The organism is Synechococcus sp. CCY9201 (genome assembly GCF_034931105.1).
GTDB lineage: Bacteria > Cyanobacteriota > Cyanobacteriia > PCC-6307 > Cyanobiaceae > CBW1002.
In genome coordinates, this window is record NZ_JAYGIC010000158.1 from 1 (window position 1) to 19,910 (window position 19,910).

The 19,910-nt window shown below is 65.5% G+C and carries 21 protein-coding genes; 3 read left to right on the forward strand and 18 right to left on the reverse strand.

Annotation, left to right across the window (positions count from 1 at the left end; translation table 11 throughout):
- Nucleotides 1-46 precede the first annotated feature (46 nt).
- Nucleotides 47-358 (reverse strand): alpha/beta fold hydrolase, encoded by a 312-nt coding sequence (locus VB716_RS15215; RefSeq protein WP_323270938.1) that lies wholly within the window; start codon nt 356-358, stop codon nt 47-49.
- Between the two features lie 133 nt (nt 359-491).
- Between VB716_RS15215 and VB716_RS15220 the strand changes: the two genes are divergently transcribed.
- Nucleotides 492-968 (forward strand): GNAT family N-acetyltransferase, encoded by a 477-nt coding sequence (locus tag VB716_RS15220; RefSeq protein ID WP_197156575.1) that lies wholly within the window; start codon nt 492-494, stop codon nt 966-968.
- A gap of 35 nt (nt 969-1,003) precedes the next feature.
- Here VB716_RS15220 and VB716_RS15225 read toward each other — a convergent pair whose 3' ends face one another.
- Complete coding sequence (locus VB716_RS15225; RefSeq protein WP_197156577.1) at nt 1,004-2,161, reverse strand: trypsin-like peptidase domain-containing protein; 1,158 nt, start codon at nt 2,159-2,161, stop codon at nt 1,004-1,006.
- Nucleotides 2,162-2,243: 82 nt separating this feature from the next.
- Between VB716_RS15225 and dnaA the strand changes: the two genes are divergently transcribed.
- On the forward strand, nt 2,244-3,659 hold the full coding sequence (gene dnaA / locus VB716_RS15230) for a chromosomal replication initiator protein DnaA (protein WP_323270930.1): 1,416 nt from the start codon (nt 2,244-2,246) through the stop codon (nt 3,657-3,659).
- Nucleotides 3,660-3,683: 24 nt separating this feature from the next.
- Here dnaA and cbbX read toward each other — a convergent pair whose 3' ends face one another.
- The 7 genes from cbbX to VB716_RS17535 form a co-directional block, all read right to left on the reverse strand.
- A complete protein-coding gene (gene cbbX, locus VB716_RS15235; protein ID WP_197156581.1) occupies nt 3,684-4,685 on the reverse strand; it encodes a CbbX protein in 1,002 nt (333 codons plus the stop codon).
- Nucleotides 4,669-4,917, reverse strand: a complete 249-nt coding sequence (locus VB716_RS15240) for a 4a-hydroxytetrahydrobiopterin dehydratase (RefSeq protein WP_197156583.1) — start codon at nt 4,915-4,917, stop codon at nt 4,669-4,671. The genes cbbX and VB716_RS15240 overlap by 17 nt, the downstream gene beginning before the upstream one ends.
- A 14-nt stretch (nt 4,918-4,931) precedes the next feature.
- On the reverse strand, nt 4,932-6,110 hold the full coding sequence (locus VB716_RS15245) for a CO2 hydration protein (RefSeq protein WP_323270939.1): 1,179 nt from the start codon (nt 6,108-6,110) through the stop codon (nt 4,932-4,934).
- Between the two features lie 14 nt (nt 6,111-6,124).
- A complete protein-coding gene (locus VB716_RS15250) occupies nt 6,125-7,639 on the reverse strand; it encodes an NADH-quinone oxidoreductase subunit M (RefSeq protein WP_323270931.1) in 1,515 nt (504 codons plus the stop codon).
- A 10-nt stretch (nt 7,640-7,649) separates the two neighbouring features.
- Nucleotides 7,650-9,470 carry an NAD(P)H-quinone oxidoreductase subunit F gene (locus VB716_RS15255; protein ID WP_323270940.1) on the reverse strand — a complete coding sequence of 607 codons (1,821 nt, stop codon included), beginning with the start codon at nt 9,468-9,470 and terminating at the stop codon, nt 7,650-7,652.
- Nucleotides 9,471-9,553: 83 nt separating this feature from the next.
- The gene (locus VB716_RS15260) at nt 9,554-10,057 is read right to left on the reverse strand and encodes a ferritin-like domain-containing protein (RefSeq protein ID WP_197156588.1); all 504 of its coding nucleotides are present in this window, start codon (nt 10,055-10,057) and stop codon (nt 9,554-9,556) included.
- A 5-nt stretch (nt 10,058-10,062) separates the two neighbouring features.
- Complete coding sequence (locus VB716_RS17535; RefSeq protein WP_231597980.1) at nt 10,063-10,371, reverse strand: BMC domain-containing protein; 309 nt, start codon at nt 10,369-10,371, stop codon at nt 10,063-10,065.
- On the opposite strand from VB716_RS17535, the gene VB716_RS17540 reads away from it, so the two are divergent.
- Complete coding sequence (locus VB716_RS17540; RefSeq protein ID WP_416238128.1) at nt 10,349-10,897, forward strand: hypothetical protein; 549 nt, start codon at nt 10,349-10,351, stop codon at nt 10,895-10,897. The genes VB716_RS17535 and VB716_RS17540 overlap by 23 nt on opposite strands.
- 31 nt (nt 10,898-10,928) lie before the next feature.
- On the opposite strand, the gene VB716_RS15270 is transcribed toward VB716_RS17540, so the two are convergent.
- The 9 genes from VB716_RS15270 to VB716_RS15310 form a co-directional block, all read right to left on the reverse strand.
- Nucleotides 10,929-11,180: a carboxysome peptide B gene (locus VB716_RS15270; RefSeq protein ID WP_197156590.1), complete on the reverse strand. Its 252-nt coding sequence runs from the start codon at nt 11,178-11,180 to the stop codon at nt 10,929-10,931.
- Nucleotides 11,180-11,458 carry a carboxysome peptide A gene (locus VB716_RS15275; protein ID WP_197156592.1) on the reverse strand — a complete coding sequence of 93 codons (279 nt, stop codon included), beginning with the start codon at nt 11,456-11,458 and terminating at the stop codon, nt 11,180-11,182. The genes VB716_RS15270 and VB716_RS15275 overlap by 1 nt, the downstream gene beginning before the upstream one ends.
- 1 nt (nt 11,459) lies before the next feature.
- Nucleotides 11,460-13,193 carry a carboxysome shell carbonic anhydrase gene (locus VB716_RS15280; RefSeq protein WP_323248476.1) on the reverse strand — a complete coding sequence of 578 codons (1,734 nt, stop codon included), beginning with the start codon at nt 13,191-13,193 and terminating at the stop codon, nt 11,460-11,462.
- A 4-nt stretch (nt 13,194-13,197) separates the two neighbouring features.
- Nucleotides 13,198-15,669, reverse strand: a complete 2,472-nt coding sequence (locus VB716_RS15285) for a CsoS2 family carboxysome shell protein (protein ID WP_323270932.1) — start codon at nt 15,667-15,669, stop codon at nt 13,198-13,200.
- Nucleotides 15,670-15,751: 82 nt separating this feature from the next.
- Complete coding sequence (locus tag VB716_RS15290; RefSeq protein ID WP_197156596.1) at nt 15,752-16,093, reverse strand: ribulose bisphosphate carboxylase small subunit; 342 nt, start codon at nt 16,091-16,093, stop codon at nt 15,752-15,754.
- Nucleotides 16,094-16,238: 145 nt separating this feature from the next.
- Nucleotides 16,239-17,651: a form I ribulose bisphosphate carboxylase large subunit gene (locus VB716_RS15295; protein ID WP_197156598.1), complete on the reverse strand. Its 1,413-nt coding sequence runs from the start codon at nt 17,649-17,651 to the stop codon at nt 16,239-16,241.
- Between the two features lie 66 nt (nt 17,652-17,717).
- Nucleotides 17,718-18,029: a BMC domain-containing protein gene (locus VB716_RS15300; protein WP_197156600.1), complete on the reverse strand. Its 312-nt coding sequence runs from the start codon at nt 18,027-18,029 to the stop codon at nt 17,718-17,720.
- Between the two features lie 273 nt (nt 18,030-18,302).
- A complete protein-coding gene (locus VB716_RS15305; protein ID WP_323270933.1) occupies nt 18,303-18,584 on the reverse strand; it encodes a P-II family nitrogen regulator in 282 nt (93 codons plus the stop codon).
- A 108-nt stretch (nt 18,585-18,692) separates the two neighbouring features.
- Entirely contained in the window at nt 18,693-19,685 is a 993-nt protein-coding gene (locus VB716_RS15310) for a sodium-dependent bicarbonate transport family permease (protein WP_197158861.1), read from the reverse strand.
- Nucleotides 19,686-19,910 lie beyond the last annotated feature (225 nt).

Here is a 19,910-nt window from a genome sequence, read left to right on the forward strand (position 1 = left end):
TCACAAACGCGCAGCCGGCGCGGCGCACGAGGGCAAAGGGGCGCGGCTAATAGACCCCACCCCCAGCGGCACTCTGCACCAGACCAGCCAGCCTGGCCCCGAGCCACGGGGCGGCATGGAGGGCGACGCTGCCCCCCAGGGAGTGGCCGATCAGCACCACCTGCCGGCCGGCGGCCCGTTCCGTGGCGGCATCCGCGAGCCAGCGGCCATAGCTGGCCAGGCTGGGCTGCAGACCGCGGGGCCGCACGGCGTGCCCGAAACCCGGCAGATCGGGGCACCAGAGTTCCCAGGACCGTCCCAGTTCCTCAACCAGGGGCTGCCAGAGCCGGCCCGAGAGCAGCCAGCCATGAACCGCCACCAGCAACGGTGGGGCCGTACGGGCGACAGGAGGGAGGCTCAGGGTGCCAACGGCCGCAACTCGCCCCACCCTCGCGCAGGAGCCCCCATCAGGCGCGGGGATGGGGCAGGATCGTTCGATTGCTTAGCTCAGGGTGCTGCTGGAAGAGCTCTACGGCGCGACCCATCGTCTCTGCCCCACCCCCAATCCACAGGTGCACCTCGTGCTGAGCCAGGAGCGGCCGATCGATCTGATCGAACTGGAGCAGCTCTGTGATGCGGTGGGCTGGAACCGTCGGCCCCTGCGGCGGGTGCGCAAGGCCCTGCAGCACAGCCTGCTGCGGGTCAGTCTCTGGCGCCATGATCCCCGCGTTCCGCGCCTGGTCGGTTTCGCACGCTGCACCGGCGACGGCGTGATCGAGGCCACGGTCTGGGACGTGGCCGTGCATCCGCTCTACCAGGGAGCAGGCCTGGGCAAACAGCTGATGGTCTACGTGATCGATCAGCTCCAGGCCATGGGGGTGGAGCGGGTCAGCCTGTTCGCTGACCCCGGCGTGGTGGGCTTTTATCAGAGCCAGGGCTGGGAGCTGGAGCCCCTGAGCCGCCGCTGTGCCTTCTGGTACTCACCCTGATCCGGGGCTGAGGCGACTCCAGACGTTGCCCCGGATCAGCTCTTGCGGGGCAGTTCGGCCGGCCGGATGGTGAGATCGAGGGAGCGATCCCCTCGCCGCACCCGCAGAGCCAGGGGCTGGCCGACACGGCCCTGATCCACCGCCAGCTGCACATCCGAGGGGTTCTTCATGGCCTTCTCACCCACCCGTTCGATCAGATCGCAGGGCTTGAGGCCTGCGGCTGCGGCGGGACTGCCGTCAATCACGTCCACCACCACCACGGCGTTCACTTCAGGCAGGCGGCACTGATTCGTGGTGGCATTGATCTCCCGCGCCAGCTGGGGCGTGAGCGCCTGCAGACGTACCCCGATGTAGGGATGGCTGGCGTAGCCCCGTTCCAGGATCTGGGCGGCGATCTGGCGCGCCACATTGATCGGGATCGCGAAACTCAGGCCCGCCCCCGGCGCCTGCCGGATGGCGGTGTTGATCCCGATCACCTGACCGCGGTCGTTGATCAGCGGTCCACCGCTGTTGCCCGGATTCACCGCCGCATCGGTCTGGATGTAGGGCACCCGCTGACCCTCCCCCACGGCGTTGGTGCGCTGGATGGCGCTGATGATCCCTGCGGTCACGGTGTTGTCGAGGCCGAGGGGGTTACCGATGGCGATGGCCCACTCCCCTGGCCGCACCTTGGCGGAATCCCCCAGGGGGGCCACCGGCAGCTTGGAGGCCACCACCTTCACCACCGCCACGTCGGTGAGCGGATCACTGCCCAGCACCTTGCCATTGAAGCTGCGACCATCCGGCAGGGTGACGCTCACCTCGGCGGCCCCCTCGACCACATGGGCATTGGTGAGCAGCACCCCATCGGAGCGGGTGATGAACCCCGAGCCCTGCCCCTGCTGCTGCTGGATCGAGGGACCCCGTCCGAACAGCCCGCCCAGGGGATTGATCACCTGCTTGGTGGTGTCGATCCGCACCACCGATGGACCCACCTTGTCCACCGCGTCGACAATGACGTTGCGGCCGGGCTGCAGCGAGGTCGCCGGTGCGGCATCACTGATCCTTGGCTCCGGAGGCGCGGGTTTGGCGCCGGGCATCCGGATGTTGGGCAGGAAATTGCCCTGGCAGCCCCCCAGGACCACCAAAAGGCTGGCGGGCAGGGCCAGGAGCGGCAGGTGCCGCAAGGCGAAGGGGGTACGGCGAGGGAGCATCACGCGCGGCCTGAAGGATTCATTTAAGACCGACCGCCCCCCAGGAGCTGCGTATATTCAGCACCCGCGAGGTGACGCAACGGTGCAGCAGGGTCAGGAGCTGTGGCACCAGGTTCAGGAGGCGCTCCAGGCCAACCTCAGCAAGCCCACCTTCGAGACCTGGATCCGGCCGGCCCGCTGCAGCGGCATGCGCGGCGACCAGCTGCTGCTGGAGGCCCCCAACAGCTTTGCCAGCGGCTGGTTACGCAAGAACTACCTCGGCACCATCGAGGCCGTGGCTTCCGAGATCGCCGGTCGCGAGCTGCGGGTGGAGGTGGCCACGGCAAGCGAGGGCGACGCCCCGGCGGAGGCCATCGGCGGCAACGGCCTGACCGGGGGGCCGGCCAGCGGCACGCGGGAGACCGGCAATGGCCGGCCTGCGGCCCCGGTGCGCTCCCCCGCCACCGGCGAGACCCCCCGCAAACTCGCCCCTGGCCTCAATCCACGCTATGTGTTCAACCGCTTCGTGGTGGGCCCCAACAGCCGCATGGCCCACGCGGCCGCCCTGGCGGTGGCGGAGGCACCGGGCCGGGAATTCAACCCCCTCTTCCTCTGCGGCGGCGTGGGCCTGGGCAAGACCCACCTGATGCAGGCGATCGGCCACTACCGCCTCGAGATCGACCCGGACGCGCGGGTGTTCTACGTCTCGACCGAGACCTTCACCAATGACCTGATCCAGGCGATCCGCAAGGACGGCATGCAGGCCTTTCGCGACCGCTACCGCGCCGCCGACCTGATCCTGGTGGACGACATCCAGTTCATCGAAGGCAAGGAATACACCCAGGAGGAGTTCTTCCACACTTTCAACGCCCTGCACGAGGCGGGGCGGCAGATCGTGATCGCCTCCGACCGTCCCCCCAGTCAGATTCCCAAGCTGCAGGAGCGCCTGATCTCCCGCTTCTCGATGGGGCTGATCGCCGACATCCAGGCCCCCGACCTGGAAACGCGCATGGCGATCCTGCACAAGAAAGCCGAGCAGGAACAGATGGCGCTGCCGCGCGATCTGATCCAGTACATCGCCGGCCGCTTCACCTCCAACATCCGCGAACTCGAGGGGGCCCTCACCCGGGCTGTGGCCTTTGCCTCGATCACCGGTCTGCCGATGACGGTGGAATCGGTGGCGCCGATGCTCGACCCCGGCGGCAACGATGTGGAGGTGACCCCACAGCAAGTGCTCGACAAGGTGGCCGAGGTCTTCGGCGTTCGCACCGAAGAAATGCTCAGCCCCAGCCGCAAACGGGCCGTGAGCCAGGCCCGCCAGGTGGGGATGTACCTGATGCGGCAGGGCACCAATCTGAGCCTGCCGCGCATCGGCGAAGCCTTCGGCGGCAAGGACCACTCCACAGTGATGTATGCGGTGGAGCAGGTGGAAAAGAAGCTTCACACCGATCCTGCCCTGGCCCGCCAGGTGCAACAGGTGCGAGACCTGCTGCAGATTGATTCGCGCAAACGCAAGTAGATTTCGCGCAAGCGCAGGCTGAGCTCAGCTGGTCAGCGGCCTGGAGGGATCGAGACCTTCCAGTTCACCGCAGAACACCCGGCTGGCGGTGATGTCGTCGGCTTCGATCGTCATCAGATCGCGCTTGGTCACGCAGCTGCCCATGCGGGTGAACAGGCGATTGGCCTGGCGCATGCGGGCCCGATCGATGGCATTGCGGATCGAGCGGGCGTTGGCGAAGAACGGCAGCTGCATGCGTCGCTGGATGTACTCGGCGAAGGCCGCCGTGGCCTCGTCGCTGAAGCGGTAGTTCTCCGCCGCGAGTATGAGCTTGGCGATCGCCAGCAGTTCAGGGCCGCTGTAGTCGGGGAAATCAATATGATTGGCGACCCGCGAGGAGAGCCCGGGATTGGACTGGTAGAACACGTCCATGCGATCCTTGTAGCCAGCGAAGATCACCACCAGATCGTCGCGATTGGCTTCCATCACCTGCAGCAGGATCTCGATCGCTTCGGCGCCGTAGTCGCGCTCGTTCTCGGGACGGTACAGGTAGTACGCCTCATCGATGAACAGCACCCCACCCATCGCCTTCTTCAGCATCTCGCGCGTCTTCGGCGCCGTATGGCCGATGTACTGCCCCACCAGATCGTCACGGGTGGCGGTGACCACGTGTCCCTTGCGCACATAGCCGAGCCGATGCAGGATCTGGGACATCCGCTCCGCCACCGTGGTCTTGCCGGTTCCCGGTTGGCCGGTGAACGACATGTGCAGGCTGGGAGCCGCCGTCGCCAGGCCCACCTGGGTGCGGGCCCGCTCCACCACCAGCAGCGCCGCGATCTCACGGATCCGGGCCTTCACCGGCCTCAGCCCCACCAGGTCGTGATCAAGTTGCTCCAGCACCTCCTGCACACCCACCCCCTCGTAGGCCGCCTTCAGATCGACGCGGGTGAGATCGTGGCTCAGATCTGGCTGATCAGCCTCAGCGGAGGGTTCAACGGGCGCAGAGGATGGATCAGGCGCGGAAGAGGGATCAATCGAGGAGGGCATCGACAGCCGCGGCAAAGGATTCGTCGGCAGCGCCGATCGGGGCGTCGTCCTCCTCACTGCGCAACGTGAGGTTCACATAGGTGCGTCCGAAGCTGATATCCGGGAAGCGATTGCTGCTTTCGGAGAGCTCGTTCAACCGCTCCAGAAACACCCGGGTCGCCTCGTAGTCGTCGAACTCGATACGACGTTCGAGCCGTTCAGGGCGATTCCGTTTCGTCCAGGCCTGTTCCATGGTCTGACCCTAGATCAACTGCGGCTGCCATCCTCCGCTGCCGACTCGTCGCTCAGGCAGTCGGTGCGGGCATGGCTGAGTCGCTCCACCCAGGCCGCGGCGTAGGCACGATTGGCCTGCAGCTGCTGCTCATCGGTGCTGTGCAGCGGATGGGGAAAGGTGCCCTTGATCGCGGCATTGGTGACGCAGAACATCGCCTTCTGAAAACTGGCGCAGATCTTCACCCGCACATCTCCCTCGCCGCGGCCCTGCTGCCGGTACCAATGATGCAGCGGTTCGGGCAGGTGGCGATACATGTCCTGCATCAGCAGGCTGGGCGGGATGCCCGCCCCCATGGTGGGAAGGGGATCGGCGTAGAGGGCGCCGTAGGCAAAGCGGCTCTGATCCGGCGAGATCTGCTGGGCCTGGGCGTTGAACGACACCGTGCCCAGAAAGGGCATGCCCCGCAGGAACACCGCCTCGACGTAGGGCACCGCCACATCGACCAGGAAGGTGAGCGCGGCCTCGGGCGGCAGCACCCAGAACCGCTGGCCCGCCACCTCCACCGCGTAGGTGATCGGCTGAGCTGCCGCTGCCACCAGCCCATCCATCAAGAAGTCCACCAGCTGGGCAATGGAACCCACCCGTCCATCGCGCTCGGCCCTGGCCAGATCAAGGAACAGGTCACTCATCACCCGCCAGAACTGACCCAGGGCATGGGTGGTGGCCGCCGAGCGGATCAGCTCGATCAGAAAGTCCGGAAACAGAGGATGGAGCAGACCCAGCAGCGGGTCCCGCCGGGTCTTGCAGCGGATGATGGCGGCGCAGCCCTGGCGGAAGGCGTCGGTGTCGAGATAGGCATCGAGGCCACCGGTGCCATGCCAGAACATCGCCTTCTGGCAGTACTCGGCATACTCGAAGTTGATGCGGTCGTGGTTGAGATGCCGCCAGATCCTGGCGAGGCTGGGATCACCATCAAGGAACTTGAAGATCGGCAGGGGATTGAGAAACTGCTTCTCCGCCTGGTACACCAGGTTGATGCTGTAGGCATCAAGCACTTCTCCATAGCTCTCCAGAACCCCCACCACTTCCAGCAGATGGGTGGGGCTCTCGGCCAGCAGGGTCTCGCCGGCCAGCAGGCGCCGTTCCAGTTCTGCCGCGATAGGGATCGGAGCCTGGCGCGTCCGCGAGCGTCCGGGATTCAGGGACGCCATGGCAGAGCTGTTCATCAGGCGGGCCTCCCACTGATGGCCGTCACCAAGGCTGGTAACTGACTCATGGCCGTGGTGGCCTGCTCCGAGAGAAAGCCCAACCCCGATGGTGCCAGTCCGATCGCCACCACAAGAACCGTGAGCACCATGGCGGGCAGGTGACGCAGCAGGGGCACGGCCGGCAAGCGGATGTCGAGCGGCCCTCCGGGTTCAGGAGGGGTGACGGCCAGCCGGCCAAAGAAGGCACGGTTGACCAGCAACAGGAAATAGACGGCCGTCAGACCTGATCCCACCATCGAGGCCACTGTGGCCACGGGGAAGGTCGCCAGGCTGCCGCGAAACACCAGAAACTCAGAGATGAAGCCGGCCATGCCGGGCAGACCCGCGCTGGCCATCACCCCCACAATCATCAGCGAACCGGTCAAAGGCAGACCCCGCTCTGGGTTGAGCAGGCCCCGCAACACATCCAGGTCGCGGATGCCGGTCGTGGTGTACACCTCGCCCACCAGCAGAAACAACAGGGCGGAGATGAGACCGTGGCTCACCATCTGGAATTCAGCCCCCAGCAGACTCACGGGCGTGGCCGCCGCGGCCGCGAGCAGCACATAGCCCATGTGCCCCACGGAGCTGTAGGCCACCATCCGTTTCATGTCCCGCTGGGCGATCGCCGCCAGGGAGCCATACAACACCGAGATCGCCGCCCAGATGGCCAGCCAGGGGGCCGCCACAGCCCACGCCTCCGGGAACAGTCCCAGGCAGAAGCGCAGCAGCCCATAGGTGCCGAGCTTGAGCAGCACCCCGGCCAGCAGCACCGACACCGGCGTCGACGCCTCGGTGTGGGCATCCGGCAGCCAGGTGTGAAAGGGAACCAGCGGGATCTTGATGCCGAAACCCACCAACAGAGCACCCAGCAGCAGGAGCTGGGTTCCCATAGCCAGCTGGCCGCCGAGCACGGGAGTGAGGCTGAAGTCCACCTCGCCGGTGACCAGCGCCAGGCCCAGAAAAGCGGCGAGGATCAATCCGCCGGACACCGCCGTGAAGATCAGGAACTTGGTGGCCGCATAGGCGCGACGGGCTCCACCCCAGACCGAGATCAGCAACCACAGCGGAATCAGCTCCAGTTCGTAGAACAGGAAAAAGAGCAGCAGATTCAGCGAGAGGAAGGCTCCGTTCACGGCGCCGCTGATCACCAGCAGCAGGGCGAAATACAAACGCGGCCGCTGGGTCACCGTGGTGGAGGCATAGGCCGAAACCAGGGTGAGGCCGGCATTGACCAGCACCAGCGGCAGAGAGAGACCATCCACGCCAAGGCGGTACTCCAGCCCCAGACTTTCGATCCAGGGGATCGATTCCTGCAGCTGCATCCCACCGAAGGAGGGATCGAACTGCAGCAGCAGACGCAGGCTCCAGGCCAGCTGCAACACGAGCAGGGCCAGGGCGGCGCGGCGAACCTTCTCGAGAGAGAGCTCGCCCGGCCAGAGCATCAGGCCCAGGGCACCGAGAAAGGGAATGGCGAGAAGGGCACTCAGCATCGATCGATTCTCAGGCGATGAACCAGTTCAGGGAGGCCAGCAGGAGCACGATCGACACCATGGCCGTGAGCACGTAGGTCTGCATGCGGCCGCTCACGGCCAGCCGCAGACTGCCGGCCGCAGCCATCGTGAGGCTGCCGACACGATCGACCAGCACATTCACCACGGCGGCATCGAAACCGTTCGTGAGCCGCGAGAGGCCCGCCACGAAGGTCACAATCGTGGCGCGATAGATGCGGTCGGTATAGAAGTCGAAGGCCAGGAGATCCTGCAGGGTGCGCAGCGGCTTGAACAGGGAGCGCGACCAGGCCTTGTTCAGGGGCACCACGGCCGCGGAGACAACCCCGATCAGACCGGAGCCCATCACCAGGAGCGCCACCCCAGGGGAGAAGGAGGCGATGCCGGGGACCGGATCGATGCGGGCCATGATCCAGGGCATCAACCCCACCAGCACCGTGAGGCTCACCATCGGCAGAGCCATCAGCCAGATCACCTCCGGTGCCCGCCGTGTCTTGGGCTGAGCATCCCCGAGGAAGACCTGGCGGTACACACGGGTGAGGTTGAACAGGGTGAGCAGGTTGGTGAGCAGCACCACCAGAGCGAAGAATCGGTGCTCGGCACTGAAGGCCTGCACCAGCAAGCCGAAGCACCAGAAGCAGCCCAGGGGTAACAGGCCGGTGACCCCGGCCGCCGCCATCAGGAAGGCGCCGGTGGTGGCGGGCATGCGTCGGCCCAGGCCACCGAGTTCAGTCAGGTCCTGACAGTTGGTGGTGGCGATGATGCTGCCCACGCTCATGAACAGCAGGGCCTTGGCCAGACCGTGGGCGAACAGCAACAGCAGGGCGATACCCGGCTGCTGCAGGGCGATGGCCACGAACACCAGGCCGAGGTAGGAGGTGGTGGAATAGGAAAAGGCCCGCTTCAGATCCACCTGGGCGATCGCCACCAGGGCACCGCCCACCGCACTGATGGCGCCCACAGCCAGGAGCACATCGGTGGCCACCGGAGAGATCAGCAACAGCGGCATCAGCTTCAGCAGCACGATGGCACCGCAGGTCACCACCACGGAATTACGCAGAATCGAGGCCGGGTTGGGCCCCTCCATCGCCTCATCCAGCCAGAGATGCATCGGGAACTGGGCACACTTGCCCATGGGCCCGGCAATCAGGCCCAGGCCCAGCAGGGTTCCGGCCAGGGGTGTGAGCGGAGCACTGGCGGCCCAGGCATAGAGCTCAGTGAACTCGGTCTGACCCGACCAGGCCGACAGGGCAACCACACCCATCAGCAACAGAACGTCGCCGACCCGCTTGGTCAGAAACGCATCCCGGGCCGCCGTGACCACCAGGGGCTGGGCGTACCAGAACCCCACCAGCAGATAGGTGGACAGGGTGAGCATCTCCAGCAGGAAATAGCTCATGAACAGGCTGCTGCTCAGCACCACCCCGGACATCGCGCCTTCGAAGAATCCCACCAGCGCATAGAAGCGGGCCAGGGACCACTCCTTGTCGAGATAGCCCAGGGCAAAAACCTGGCCCAGCAGGCTGAGGCCAGTGACCAGCTCAAGAGCGGCCAGATTGGTGAGCGAGAGATCAAAACCGATCGAGAGATTCAGGTCGGCGGCGTGGAACCAGGGGATCTCAAGGTGATGGGGGCCAATCAGCCAGACCTGACGCAGCACCAGGCTGCCGTGCAGAAAGGCCAACAAGGTGACCAGAAGATTGAGATAGGCCGCAGGTCGCGGTCCATTGCGCTTGATCCAGCCGATGGACCAGGGCAGGGAGAGCAGCACCCCGCTGAAGCCATACAGCGGGATCAACCAGGCCAGCTGCATGGACAGGGGCAGGTTGTACAGGGGAAGTTCGGCGACCAAGGCAGCAGATGGACGGCATCGAGGCTGGACGTCCAGCGCCGGATTTAGAAGCTGGCGCGATGACGGGAATAGTCGTAACGGATCGCGGCGGGGATGGCAGGGGGCTGTGAAACCACCGCCAGCTGCCGCAGCCAGCCATTCAGCTCTTCGCCGTGATGCTGTTCCTCCTTCCAGAGCGCCCGGAAGAATTCGGCATTTTCTTCATCACCGATCAGCACGCAAAAGCGAACGGCCTCGGCGTAGTGGTTGATCAGATCGTGCTCCAGCACGCTGTTCAGCCGCAGCAGACCGACCAGATCCGGCGCATGGGTGACAGCGCGCAGCTGGGAGGCCGCAGGGGCCACCCGCAGACGCAGCATCTGCTGCACGATGCGCTCGGCATGCTGCATTTCCTCCACGGTCTCGCGGCGAAAACGCTCCGCAGCCTCTGCATCTCCCCAGAGCTCCACAAGGGAGGCCTGGGTCATGTACTGCTGCACGGCGGAGAGCTCAAGGCTCAGGGCGCGCCCGAGATAACCGAGGACGCGGGGATGGGCGGCTTCGTCCATAAGAATCAGAGGCGACGGGTGACGCCGGTGCAAACCAGGGCGGGCTCGACCTCGCCATGGGGACGGGCAATGATGTGGGCTGCCACCAGGCCGTCACCGACACGCTCACAGGCATCGGCACCGGCCCGGACCGCGGCGTTCACAGCCCCGGTTTCGCCACGCACCATCACGGTGACGTAGCCACCACCGACGAATTCCCGTGAGATCAGGGTGACTTCCGCGGCCTTGGTCATGGCGTCGGCGGCTTCGATCGCGGGGACCAGGCCACGCGTCTCGATCATGCCAAGGGCGATGCCCTGTACGGAGGAAGCCATCGGAAAGGAAGGAGAAGCGGAACGGTTGGGAGGGGTGAGGCTGGAGGAGCCGCCGCCCGTGGCAGCGGAGGCAGCGGCACGACCGGAACCAGAAGCCCGGCCAGTGGAGGCACGGCTGGCGGCGGGGCGGGTCGCAGCCGAGCGGCTGACGGCCCGGGTGGTGGAGGTGCGAGCCATGGCGGTACGGGAAGAAGGGACGCGGGCAGCGGCAGTGGAGCGAGCGCTGCTGCGCTTCGCCGGAGTGGTGGGGGCAGCCGTCAGTGAACTGGCGGCAGGGGGATCAGTGGTCGAAGGGGTGGGCAGGGCCTTGGGTGAGGTGGAGCCCTTGGACTCAGTGGAGGCCATGGGCGCCGTCGCGCTGACCACGGCCTCCGCAGGAGCGGGGGCAGGGGCCTCTGCAGCGGGAGTGACGGCAGGGGCTGTCTCCGCAGACGGGGCCGGGGTGGATCCGGCGGCGGGGCTGGGCGTCGGGGTGGCCATGGTCAGGGAGGGGGTGGCGGGAGGTGGCGAACGGAACGGGCGTTAAGGGCGGGCTGGCGCGTAGGCCCGGTTGAGCGTCAGCCGTCCGGCTCCCAGAAGTCGATGATTCCACCGATGGTGAGATCGGTGAACAGGCTGGCGTCACCTGTGGCATGGCGGGCAGCGGAGCCACTGGCGGTGAAGACCCAGTTGCCAGTGGCGGCCCCGACGGGATCCACAGCGACACTGAGCTTGCCCTTCGGAGTCCGAAGCACACGAAGGTTCTGGTGGGCGAAGCCTTCGACCCGTTGGGTGCAGACCAGTGAACCCATCACCTGCATGATCTCCATTACTTACTCCCCCCTGACGCCATCGCCTTGGCGGCATCGGGATCCCAGTGATCGATGATGCCCACGATCGTGAGATCACTCGGGTACGACTTGCTGCCTGCCGCCTCGCGGGCCGCCGAGCTGCCCACACAGATCACCCAATCGCCGGGAATGCAGCCAACGGCATCCACAGCAACCTTCTGGGTACTGCCATCCAGCACCACCTGAAGATGCTTGTGCTCGAAGTCGGGAATGCGGTTGGTCGAAACCAGCGGCTTCAACACCTTGCAGATCAACATGTCAGTGTCCTCCTCCGCTGGCAAAGCTGATCGTGGATCCGATCGTCTCCGCTGGTGCGTGGCGATCCTGATCGCGAATCGTCAGCAACACGTGCAGGAGCCCTTCACGACAGAGTTCGCCGTAGCGCGACTCAATCGCCTGCTGGACCCGCCGGCAATGGCGCTCAGCCCGGTCACGGGCACCGGGGACCTGGCCGTTGTAGTCGAATCGCACCACCACCGGCACCGGCAGACCACGGGACACATTGAGACCTTTGAAGATCTTCACCCCCACGTCGAGGTCCGGGGCGCCCTCTTCAACGGTATCCATATAGGCGAAGTAGGTGAGGTTGCGCAGGTGCACCTCCTTGAACCCGATGCCGACTCCAATGAACCGCTCGGCATGGCCAGCATCGCTGTAGTGACCACCATGGAACTGGCGGACGTAATCAATCTGGGAGAGGTTGTGCTCCAGCAGTCTGCTGATCAGACGCACCATGCCGGGATCCGGCGTGCTGGCAGCAGCCTGCTGAACCAGCGCCAGGATCCGGTCGCGAGCCAGCTCGGCACTGAGCCCCGCGGTGGCCTCATACACCTCGCGGGCATCGAGCCAACGCTCGAGATTGGTGCTGCCATCCAGGCCCGGAACGTGAACCCTCAGGGCATCGGTGTCGGTATCGATCCCCAGCAGCAGCAGGTCCACCGAGGCGCCGCAACAGAAGCTGTTCTCCACGGCCTGCTGGAAATCCTTGAGGCGACTGAGACCACAACCGGCCGCCAAAGCATCGTCGCTGCCGTGGGCCGCACAACCCTCATGGCTGGGATCGAGGGAGCTGAAGTGGTAGAGCACCACTTTGAGATAGCGGGTATCGGCATGGGCCGGATTGGGCAGGCCCTCCCGATAGCGGCGGTGCTCGGTCTTCACCCAGCGACTCACCGTGTTCTCGACATCAAAGAGAGCACCCGCGTGGGGACGACGCCGCACCGAGCCGAAGGGCAACCGCAGGGCATAGGCGATGGCATGGGCCAGACGACCATCGGCGCAGGGCGTGATGTCGAGCAGGTGAAAGCCGCAGTCGAGCAGAAAAGCATCGAAGGATTCCACCGTGGCTGAGCCTGGTCTGCCCTGGAGCGGATCCCGCTCGAAGAAACTGGCGCTGGTCTGCTCGTAGGTCTCGAACACGCACCAGGCGAACAGGGTGCGCATGTCCAGCTGCGTCACCCAGGCTGTCTCCAGGATCGGCTGGGGCAGCTCGAAACCAAGCTCGGCCCGGGCCAGCTCCTGTGCCCGTGGGATGAAGTCGTCCTCATGCTGCAAGGCGGAAAGCCGCTTGAGCACAGGCACGAGCCGATCAAAGGCGCCCTTGACCTGGGCGTCGTAGGTCTGCAAGGCCGCGTTGGCCCGGCTGTCGGTCAGGGGATGGAGCCTCACGGAGGCGGAAGCCGAGGATCGGCGCGACCGCCAGGCGTCAAGGCCGGCAGCGGCAGCACCGAGACCAGGGGATTCATTCCTCTGAGTCAGCTCAGGAGTCCGACGGACCCGGGCACGACGGCCCGTGTCCCAGGGGTTGGCGGCTGGATCAACACCGTCCTCGGAGACGCTGGTGGCGGTGGTGATCTCAGGCTCTAGCAGGCGCCCACGCAACCTCTGGACGGAGCGGCGCAGCTCATCGGGGCTGGGGGCCGCAGGGCGGCGGCGCTGGGCCGGGGCGCCCTGGGGAGTACGCGCCACTGGAGAAACCGGACGGCGTGGCATCAGATCAGCCGCGGGCCCCGCCGGACACGGTCACCAGAGAGCCACGATCGGTGTTTCCACTCGATCCGGTCACCCGGCTCACCGGAGCCGGAACGGCTTCGTTGCGCTTGGCCTCGTAGGTGGGCATGGCCGTCATCGGGCCAGGACGGCTGGGGTTGCGTTGACGGGCAGACGCTCCCTCCGTACCCGTGACCCTCTCGCCACGATCCCAGTCGTCGCCGGTGATCTTCAGGCCAGCGGAGATGCCTTCGCCGGTGACACGCGACACGGGTCGCTCAGGAGCGGACGCAGGGCGCACATCCTCATCGACGCTGATCGGTGCCCGACCTCGGGCCGAGATCCGATCGAAGGCAGAGGAACCGCTGCCATGGCGGTCAAAGCGGAACTGCTCAGTGCCGGTCACCTTGCCGGAGGCCATGTCAAACGGACCGGTGATGCGGTTGCCCTGTTCGTAACTGGTGCCGGTCACAGCCCCGGATTTCTGACGCTCACTCTGGGCCGCGCGGGCCGGAGACTGGATGCTGAACTGCTCCCAGGGCTGGGAATCGAGCGGCTGAGGGAAATCAGCGTCGTGGGTTTCGGCGGCGCTGCAGGCGGCAGCCATCTGATCGGCCCCGAGGTAAGGGGTGCCGGTGACGGGCTCGCAGGCACCCCGTTCAGCGCCGGTCATGACACCACCGATGCCGGGCTGCAGGCCGGTCATGCTGGGGCCCGGAGTACCGAGGCGGGCAGGCGTGCGCTGGCGGATCTCCTTGACCTGCTTGCTGGAGCACCAGTCACCCGCCTGTTCCAGTCCGGCATAGGGGGTTCCCGTGACGGCCTTGCAGGTGCCGGGTTCATCACCGGTGACCCGGCTGGAGCGGCCGGTGCGCGTCCCGCTCACCACCTGGGCCTTGTTGGTGATTGAGAATCCAACCTTGGCCGCTTCCGGCTCGGGCTGGGATCCGCAAAACCCTTCGTATTGCTGACGGCCGATGTATTCATCACCGGTGACGCGGCGGCAACTGCCGGGCTCATCGCCGGTGACCCGCTCGCTACGACCGACGTGGGTTCCGGTGATCCCCGTGCCACGCAGCGTCTGAAGGACATTGACCTTATCGGGGGCACGGCCGGGCACCAGGGGCTCAGATCCGAGGTACTGGGTACCGGTGAGCTGGCGTCCGGAGCCGGGCTCATCGCCGGTGACCCGCTCGCTGCGCCCCACCATCACACCGGAGACCGGACGGCCACCGAGGGTCTGGCTGTGACCCACCTTGCGCGGGCTGGGCTCGAGATCGCCGCAGTAGGCCAGGGCCTGATTGGCGGAGATGTACTCCGTGCCGGTGATCGTCTTGCAGGTGCCGGGCTCATCGCCGGTGACCTTCTCCGAACGGCCCACCTCATTGCCGGTGACGCGGTTGCCATGGCTGGTGGCAGTGACCCGGACCTTGGCGGGCTGAACGGGGGAAGGCCGGTCCTGACAGAAGGACTGAAACACCTCGGCACCCATGTATTCAGTACCGGTGATCGTGCGGCAGGTGCTGGCCTCATTGCCGGTGGTCTTGGGCGAGCGGTTGGCCTGGGTGCCGGTCACCGTCTGTCCGCGGAGGGTTTCACTGACGCCCACCTTCCAGTGGGCATCGGCGGCAGCCGCCTGCTTGGCGCCATGGAGGTTGGGGCCCGTGGGACGGGTGCTGCCGCTTCCCCGCGTGGCGCCACTGGAGCCCACCTTGCTCTTGAGCTCACGCACCTTCTGAGCCAGTTCTCGGGTGGTGAGGTCGGGGTTGCCCTGGCGCGCCACAGCAGCAGCCGTGGAATTGCTGGGCGTGTTGGCGGCCTTGCCGCGCTTGCTCAGGGCCTCACGACGGGCCAGCACCAGAGACCGGCTGGGGTTGTGCTGCGAGGCGCGCTTCACGGCAGGGCGGCGATCAGCCGCACTGCTGCTGCGCGAGGACAGACTGCTGCCGAGGCTGGAACTCCCCAGAGAAGCCGATCGGCGAGCCGGCGCACTGCTGGTCGGGGCCGAGGCTTCAGCCTGGCGCTCCTGACACTTGCACTTGTGCTCACCGGCCGGGGCTGCTGAGGATCCGGCGCCCGCTGGAGCGACCTTCTGCAGATCGGTACGGGTGCGGTCGCGGCTGGTATCGGCCCGCTTACCCCGCTTGCTGAGAGCCTCCCGACGGGAGAGAACCAACTCGCGGCTGGGGTTGCTGATCGGCCGGGGGGTGCTGCTCGTCGGCGCCGCCACAGTTCTGGAGGGAGCCGGGGCCGACAGCGACATGGCTGCCGATCGCGCCGGACGACCGGGCCTGGTCGCCTGAACCGGGGCGGCAGGCGCCATGACAGGCTCCTGCACCGAGGTGCGGGTGGGACGGGCATCCGCAGCCGTGCGCACGCGGCTGGCGCTGGAGCCGTAACGGCCAGCGGCTTTCTTGCCTGCGCTGGTGAGGGCCTTGCGGCGCTCCAGAGCTGCGTCACGACTGGAAGTGCTGGCCATCTCCGCCCGATGAATGGAATGACTGGATCGAAAGAAGGATCCCGGCCCTGAGGCCGGGATCACTGAAGGGAAGGGCTGAAGCTCAGCGGCCTTCGAAGACCACGAAGCAGGCGCCCTGGCTCTGGGTGTAAGCGTCGTAGCCCACCAGGCGGACGTGATGATCGGGATAGGCCCGATGACAAGCCTCAAGCTCGCTGACGATCACGCCGAGATCCTTTTCACCGAAGAACGGCAGTTTCCAGAACGACCAGTAGGTCGCCATGGAGCGGCTGGGGTGAACGTGCTCAACCAGGGGGCTCCATCCCTGGGCAATGATGTAGGCGATCTGGTCGTAGATCTCGTCCTGGGTCATCGGCGGCAGGAAGCCGAATGTCTCCAGGGTGGCGACTGTTTGATAGTCACCCACGGTGCTCTTGAAAGGCATGGGGATCCTTGGGGTGCAGAGGGTGTCCCCGACGAATCAGACGGCTTCCATCAGGCAGATTCCATCAGGATCGTCCGAATCGATCGGGGCTGGATGTCGGGACGGCATAGCGCCGCGTCGTGATGCAACGGCGAATCGCCGGCGATCAGTTGACGTCGAGCTTGTCGACGGTGTCGAACTCGAACTTGATTTCCTTCCAGGTCTCGAGGGCAATCGCCAGCTCAGGGCTGTGCTTCGCTGCTTCCGTAAGGATGTCGCGACCTTCCCGCTCAATCTCGCGGCCGGCATTGCGCGCCTTGACGCAGGCCTCAAGGGCCACACGGTTGGCGGCAGCACCAGCTGCAGAACCCCAGGGGTGACCGTGGGTACCACCACCGAACTGCAGCACCGAATCGTCGCCGAAAATGGCCACCAGTGCAGGCATGTGCCACACGTGGATGCCGCCGGAGGCCACGGCGAAGACGCCGCCCATCGAACCCCAATCCTGATCGAAGAAGTTGCCGCGGCTGCGATCTTCGGGAACGAAGGATTCACGCAGCTGGTCGATGTAGCCCAGCGTCGACTGACGATCACCCTCCAGCTTGCCCACCACGGTGCCGGTGTGCAGCTGGTCACCACCGGAGAGACGCAGGCACTTGGCCAGCACCCGGAAGTGGATACCGTGCTTGGGATGGCGGTCAATCACCGCGTGCATGGCGCGGTGGATGTGCAGCAGCATGCCGTTCTTGCGGCACCACTTCGCCAGACCGGTATTGGCCGTGAAGCCACCGGTGATGTAGTCGTGCATGATGATGGGCTGACCCAGTTCCTTGGCGAACTCGGCCCGCTCATACATCTCCTCGGGAGTGGCGGCGGTGCAGTTGAGGTAGTGCCCCTTCTTCTCGCCGGTCTCCTGCTCAGACAGCTTGACGGCTTCGGCAACGAACTCGAAGCGGTTCTGCCAGCGCTGGAAAGGCTGGGAGTTGATGTTCTCGTCGTCCTTGGTGAAGTCGAGCCCACCGCGGAGGCACTCATACACCACCCGGCCGTAGTTCTTGCCGCTCAGGCCAAGCTTCGGCTTGATCGTGCAACCCAGCAGGGGACGACCGTACTTGTTCATGCGATCGCGCTCGACCACGATGCCGTTCGGCGGACCCTGGCAGGTCTTGATGAAGGCCATCGGGAAGCGGATGTCTTCCAGACGCAGGTGGCGCAGGGCCTTGAAACCGAAGACGTTGCCGACCAGGGAGGTCAGCACGTTGGTGATGGAACCTTCCTCGAACAGATCGAGGGGATAGGCGATGAAGGCATAGAAGGCTTCCTTGTCGCCAGGAACGTCTTCGATGCGGTAGCAACGGCCTTTGTAGAAGTCGAGATCGGTGAGGAGCTCGGACCAGACGGTGGACCAGGTGCCGGTGGAGGATTCAGCGGCCACAGCGGCAGCCACCTCTTCCTTGGGCACACCTTCCTGGCCGGTGCATTTGAAGCAGGCCAGCAGGTCGGTGTCGAGGGGAACGTAATCAGGAGTCCAATACGTGTCGCGGTACTCCTTGACCCCTGCGTCGTACTTCTTGCTCATGGGGGATGTCCGGGTAAGTCGGGAAAGGGAAGAATCAGCGGGTCAGCGCCTTAGGCGCCAAGCCGATCAGTCCTTGGAACCGACGAAATTGCCGTTGCCCAGGGCGGGCTCAACCTCGCGGTGGGGGCGGGCAATGATGTGGGCGGCCACCAGGCCATCACCCACGCGCTCGCAGGCATCGGCGCCAGCACGAACGGCCGCGTTCACAGCGCCGGTTTCACCACGGACCAACACGGTCACGTAACCGCCGCCCACGAACTCACGACCGATCAGACGCACTTCAGCGGCCTTGGTCATGGCATCGGCTGCTTCGATCGCCGGCACCAGGCCACGGGTCTCGATCATGCCGAGGGCGATGCCCATGGTTTCGTTTGCCATTACCTGCTCCTGAAGGAGGGGGTGGAATGTTCGTCCGTAACCATGGTCTGCAGCCATTCCCTCCGTCAAGCCGTTGACAGGGCTTGCGCCATCACCGTTTCCGCATTGAAAGATAAGGCAGGCTGATCAGTGCCTCACAAATCGTTAGGCATTGCTTGATCCAGCACCCAGGCTGGCGCAAACCTCCCTATGCAGGTTCGCTGAGATCCCAGTCCAGGCCGTCCTGGCGTGGATCTGAAACCCAACGGACCCGGGTTCCGAGGGGCTGTGGTCTCAGAGGGGCTGGGCGTCGGAGACGAAGCCAACGCCGCCGTAGTAGTTGAGCAGGGGCAGCAGTGCTGCACGGATCTGCTCCAGCACCTCCGCCTCGCAGAACACGATCACATGGGCATTGGCGCCGTAGCCGCTCATCTCCATCGATTCCTGCACCTCACCCCCCTTTCCCACCCCGGTGACATGGCGCATCACCGAGTAGCCGGGAGCTCCGGCGGTGCGCAGAGCCGCGCAGATCGGGCCCAGCTCCCGCTCTCCCAACAACAGATCGAGACGTTTCATCGGACAGGCCTGAGAGGCAAAACGAACGGTGGCGCGAGACAGTGACGCAGAACGGCGACGCCAGGCAGCGACAGCCTGGGAAAACCGGGGACACCGCCCTACCAATCCCTAGCCGGCCGGGATCCAGCGCTGCACCATCGCCATATAGAGAGGCAGTCCAACCACGATGTTGAAGGGGAAGGTGACCCCCAGCGCGGTGGAGATGTAGAGGCTGGGATTGGCCTGCGGCACCGTCATCCGCATCGCCGCCGGAACGGCGATGTAGGAGGCGCTGGCACAGAGCACCATGAACAGCAGTGCATCCCCCTGCGGCAGCGACAGCGCCCTGGCCACCACCAGTCCAACGGCGGCGTGCACCAGGGGAGCGCCAACGGCAAAACCGATCAGGAAGGGACCGGCCCGGCGCAGATCGTGGAGGCGCTGGGCCGAGACAATTCCCATGTCCAGCAGGAAGAAACTGAGGGCGCCATAAAAGAGTTTATTGATGAAGGGATCCATCTTCTCCAGCCCAGCCGGGCTGAAGGCTGCCACCAGAAATCCGATCACCAGACTTCCCATCAGCAGAAAGACCGAACCGTTCAGAAATGCCTCTCGCAGCAGGGAAGGCCAGCCAATCGAGCGGCCGCTGTTGGGCTCAGCCGGCACCGCCAGTTTCACCAGCAACAGCCCCACAATGATGGCGGGCGACTCCATCAGAGCAAGGGCCGCCACCATGAAGCCATCAAACTGCACTTGCAGCACTGTGAGAAAACTTTCTGCTGTAATGAAGGTGACGGCACTGATCGATCCGTAGGCCGCGGCCACCGCAGCGGCGTTATAAGAATCCAGACGACTGCGCAGGATCAGAAAGCTGGTCAACGGCACCAGCATCGACATCAGCACCGCCGCCGTGATCGTGAGCGTCACCTGGCCGCCAAGACCACTGTGCTGCAGCTCCAAACCGCCCTTGAAGCCGATCGCCAGCAACAGATACAACGAAAACAGCTTCGGCAGCGGCGCCGGGATCTCCAGATCCGAGCCCACCAGCACCGCCAGCATGCCGAGGAAGAAAAACAGAACCGGCGGTGACACAAGGTTCTGGAGAACCAGTCCTGATTCCATGGCCGCCGCGGGCATCGGGGGGCCTGCAGCGTAGGCAGCGCCACCCACCTGGCTTTTTCCCGGTTTCGGTCAGCAACTCCTCAAGCCAGCCCCCCACCCCTGGCCGAACGCCTGGGAGCTCCTTAACGTCTGCGGCAAGCGTGCACCCCTGGAGATTTTCAGGGGGTGGAATGTTCAACCCGGCACGCCATGGCCTTCGGGCCTAGCCACCCTGCAGGAGGTCCA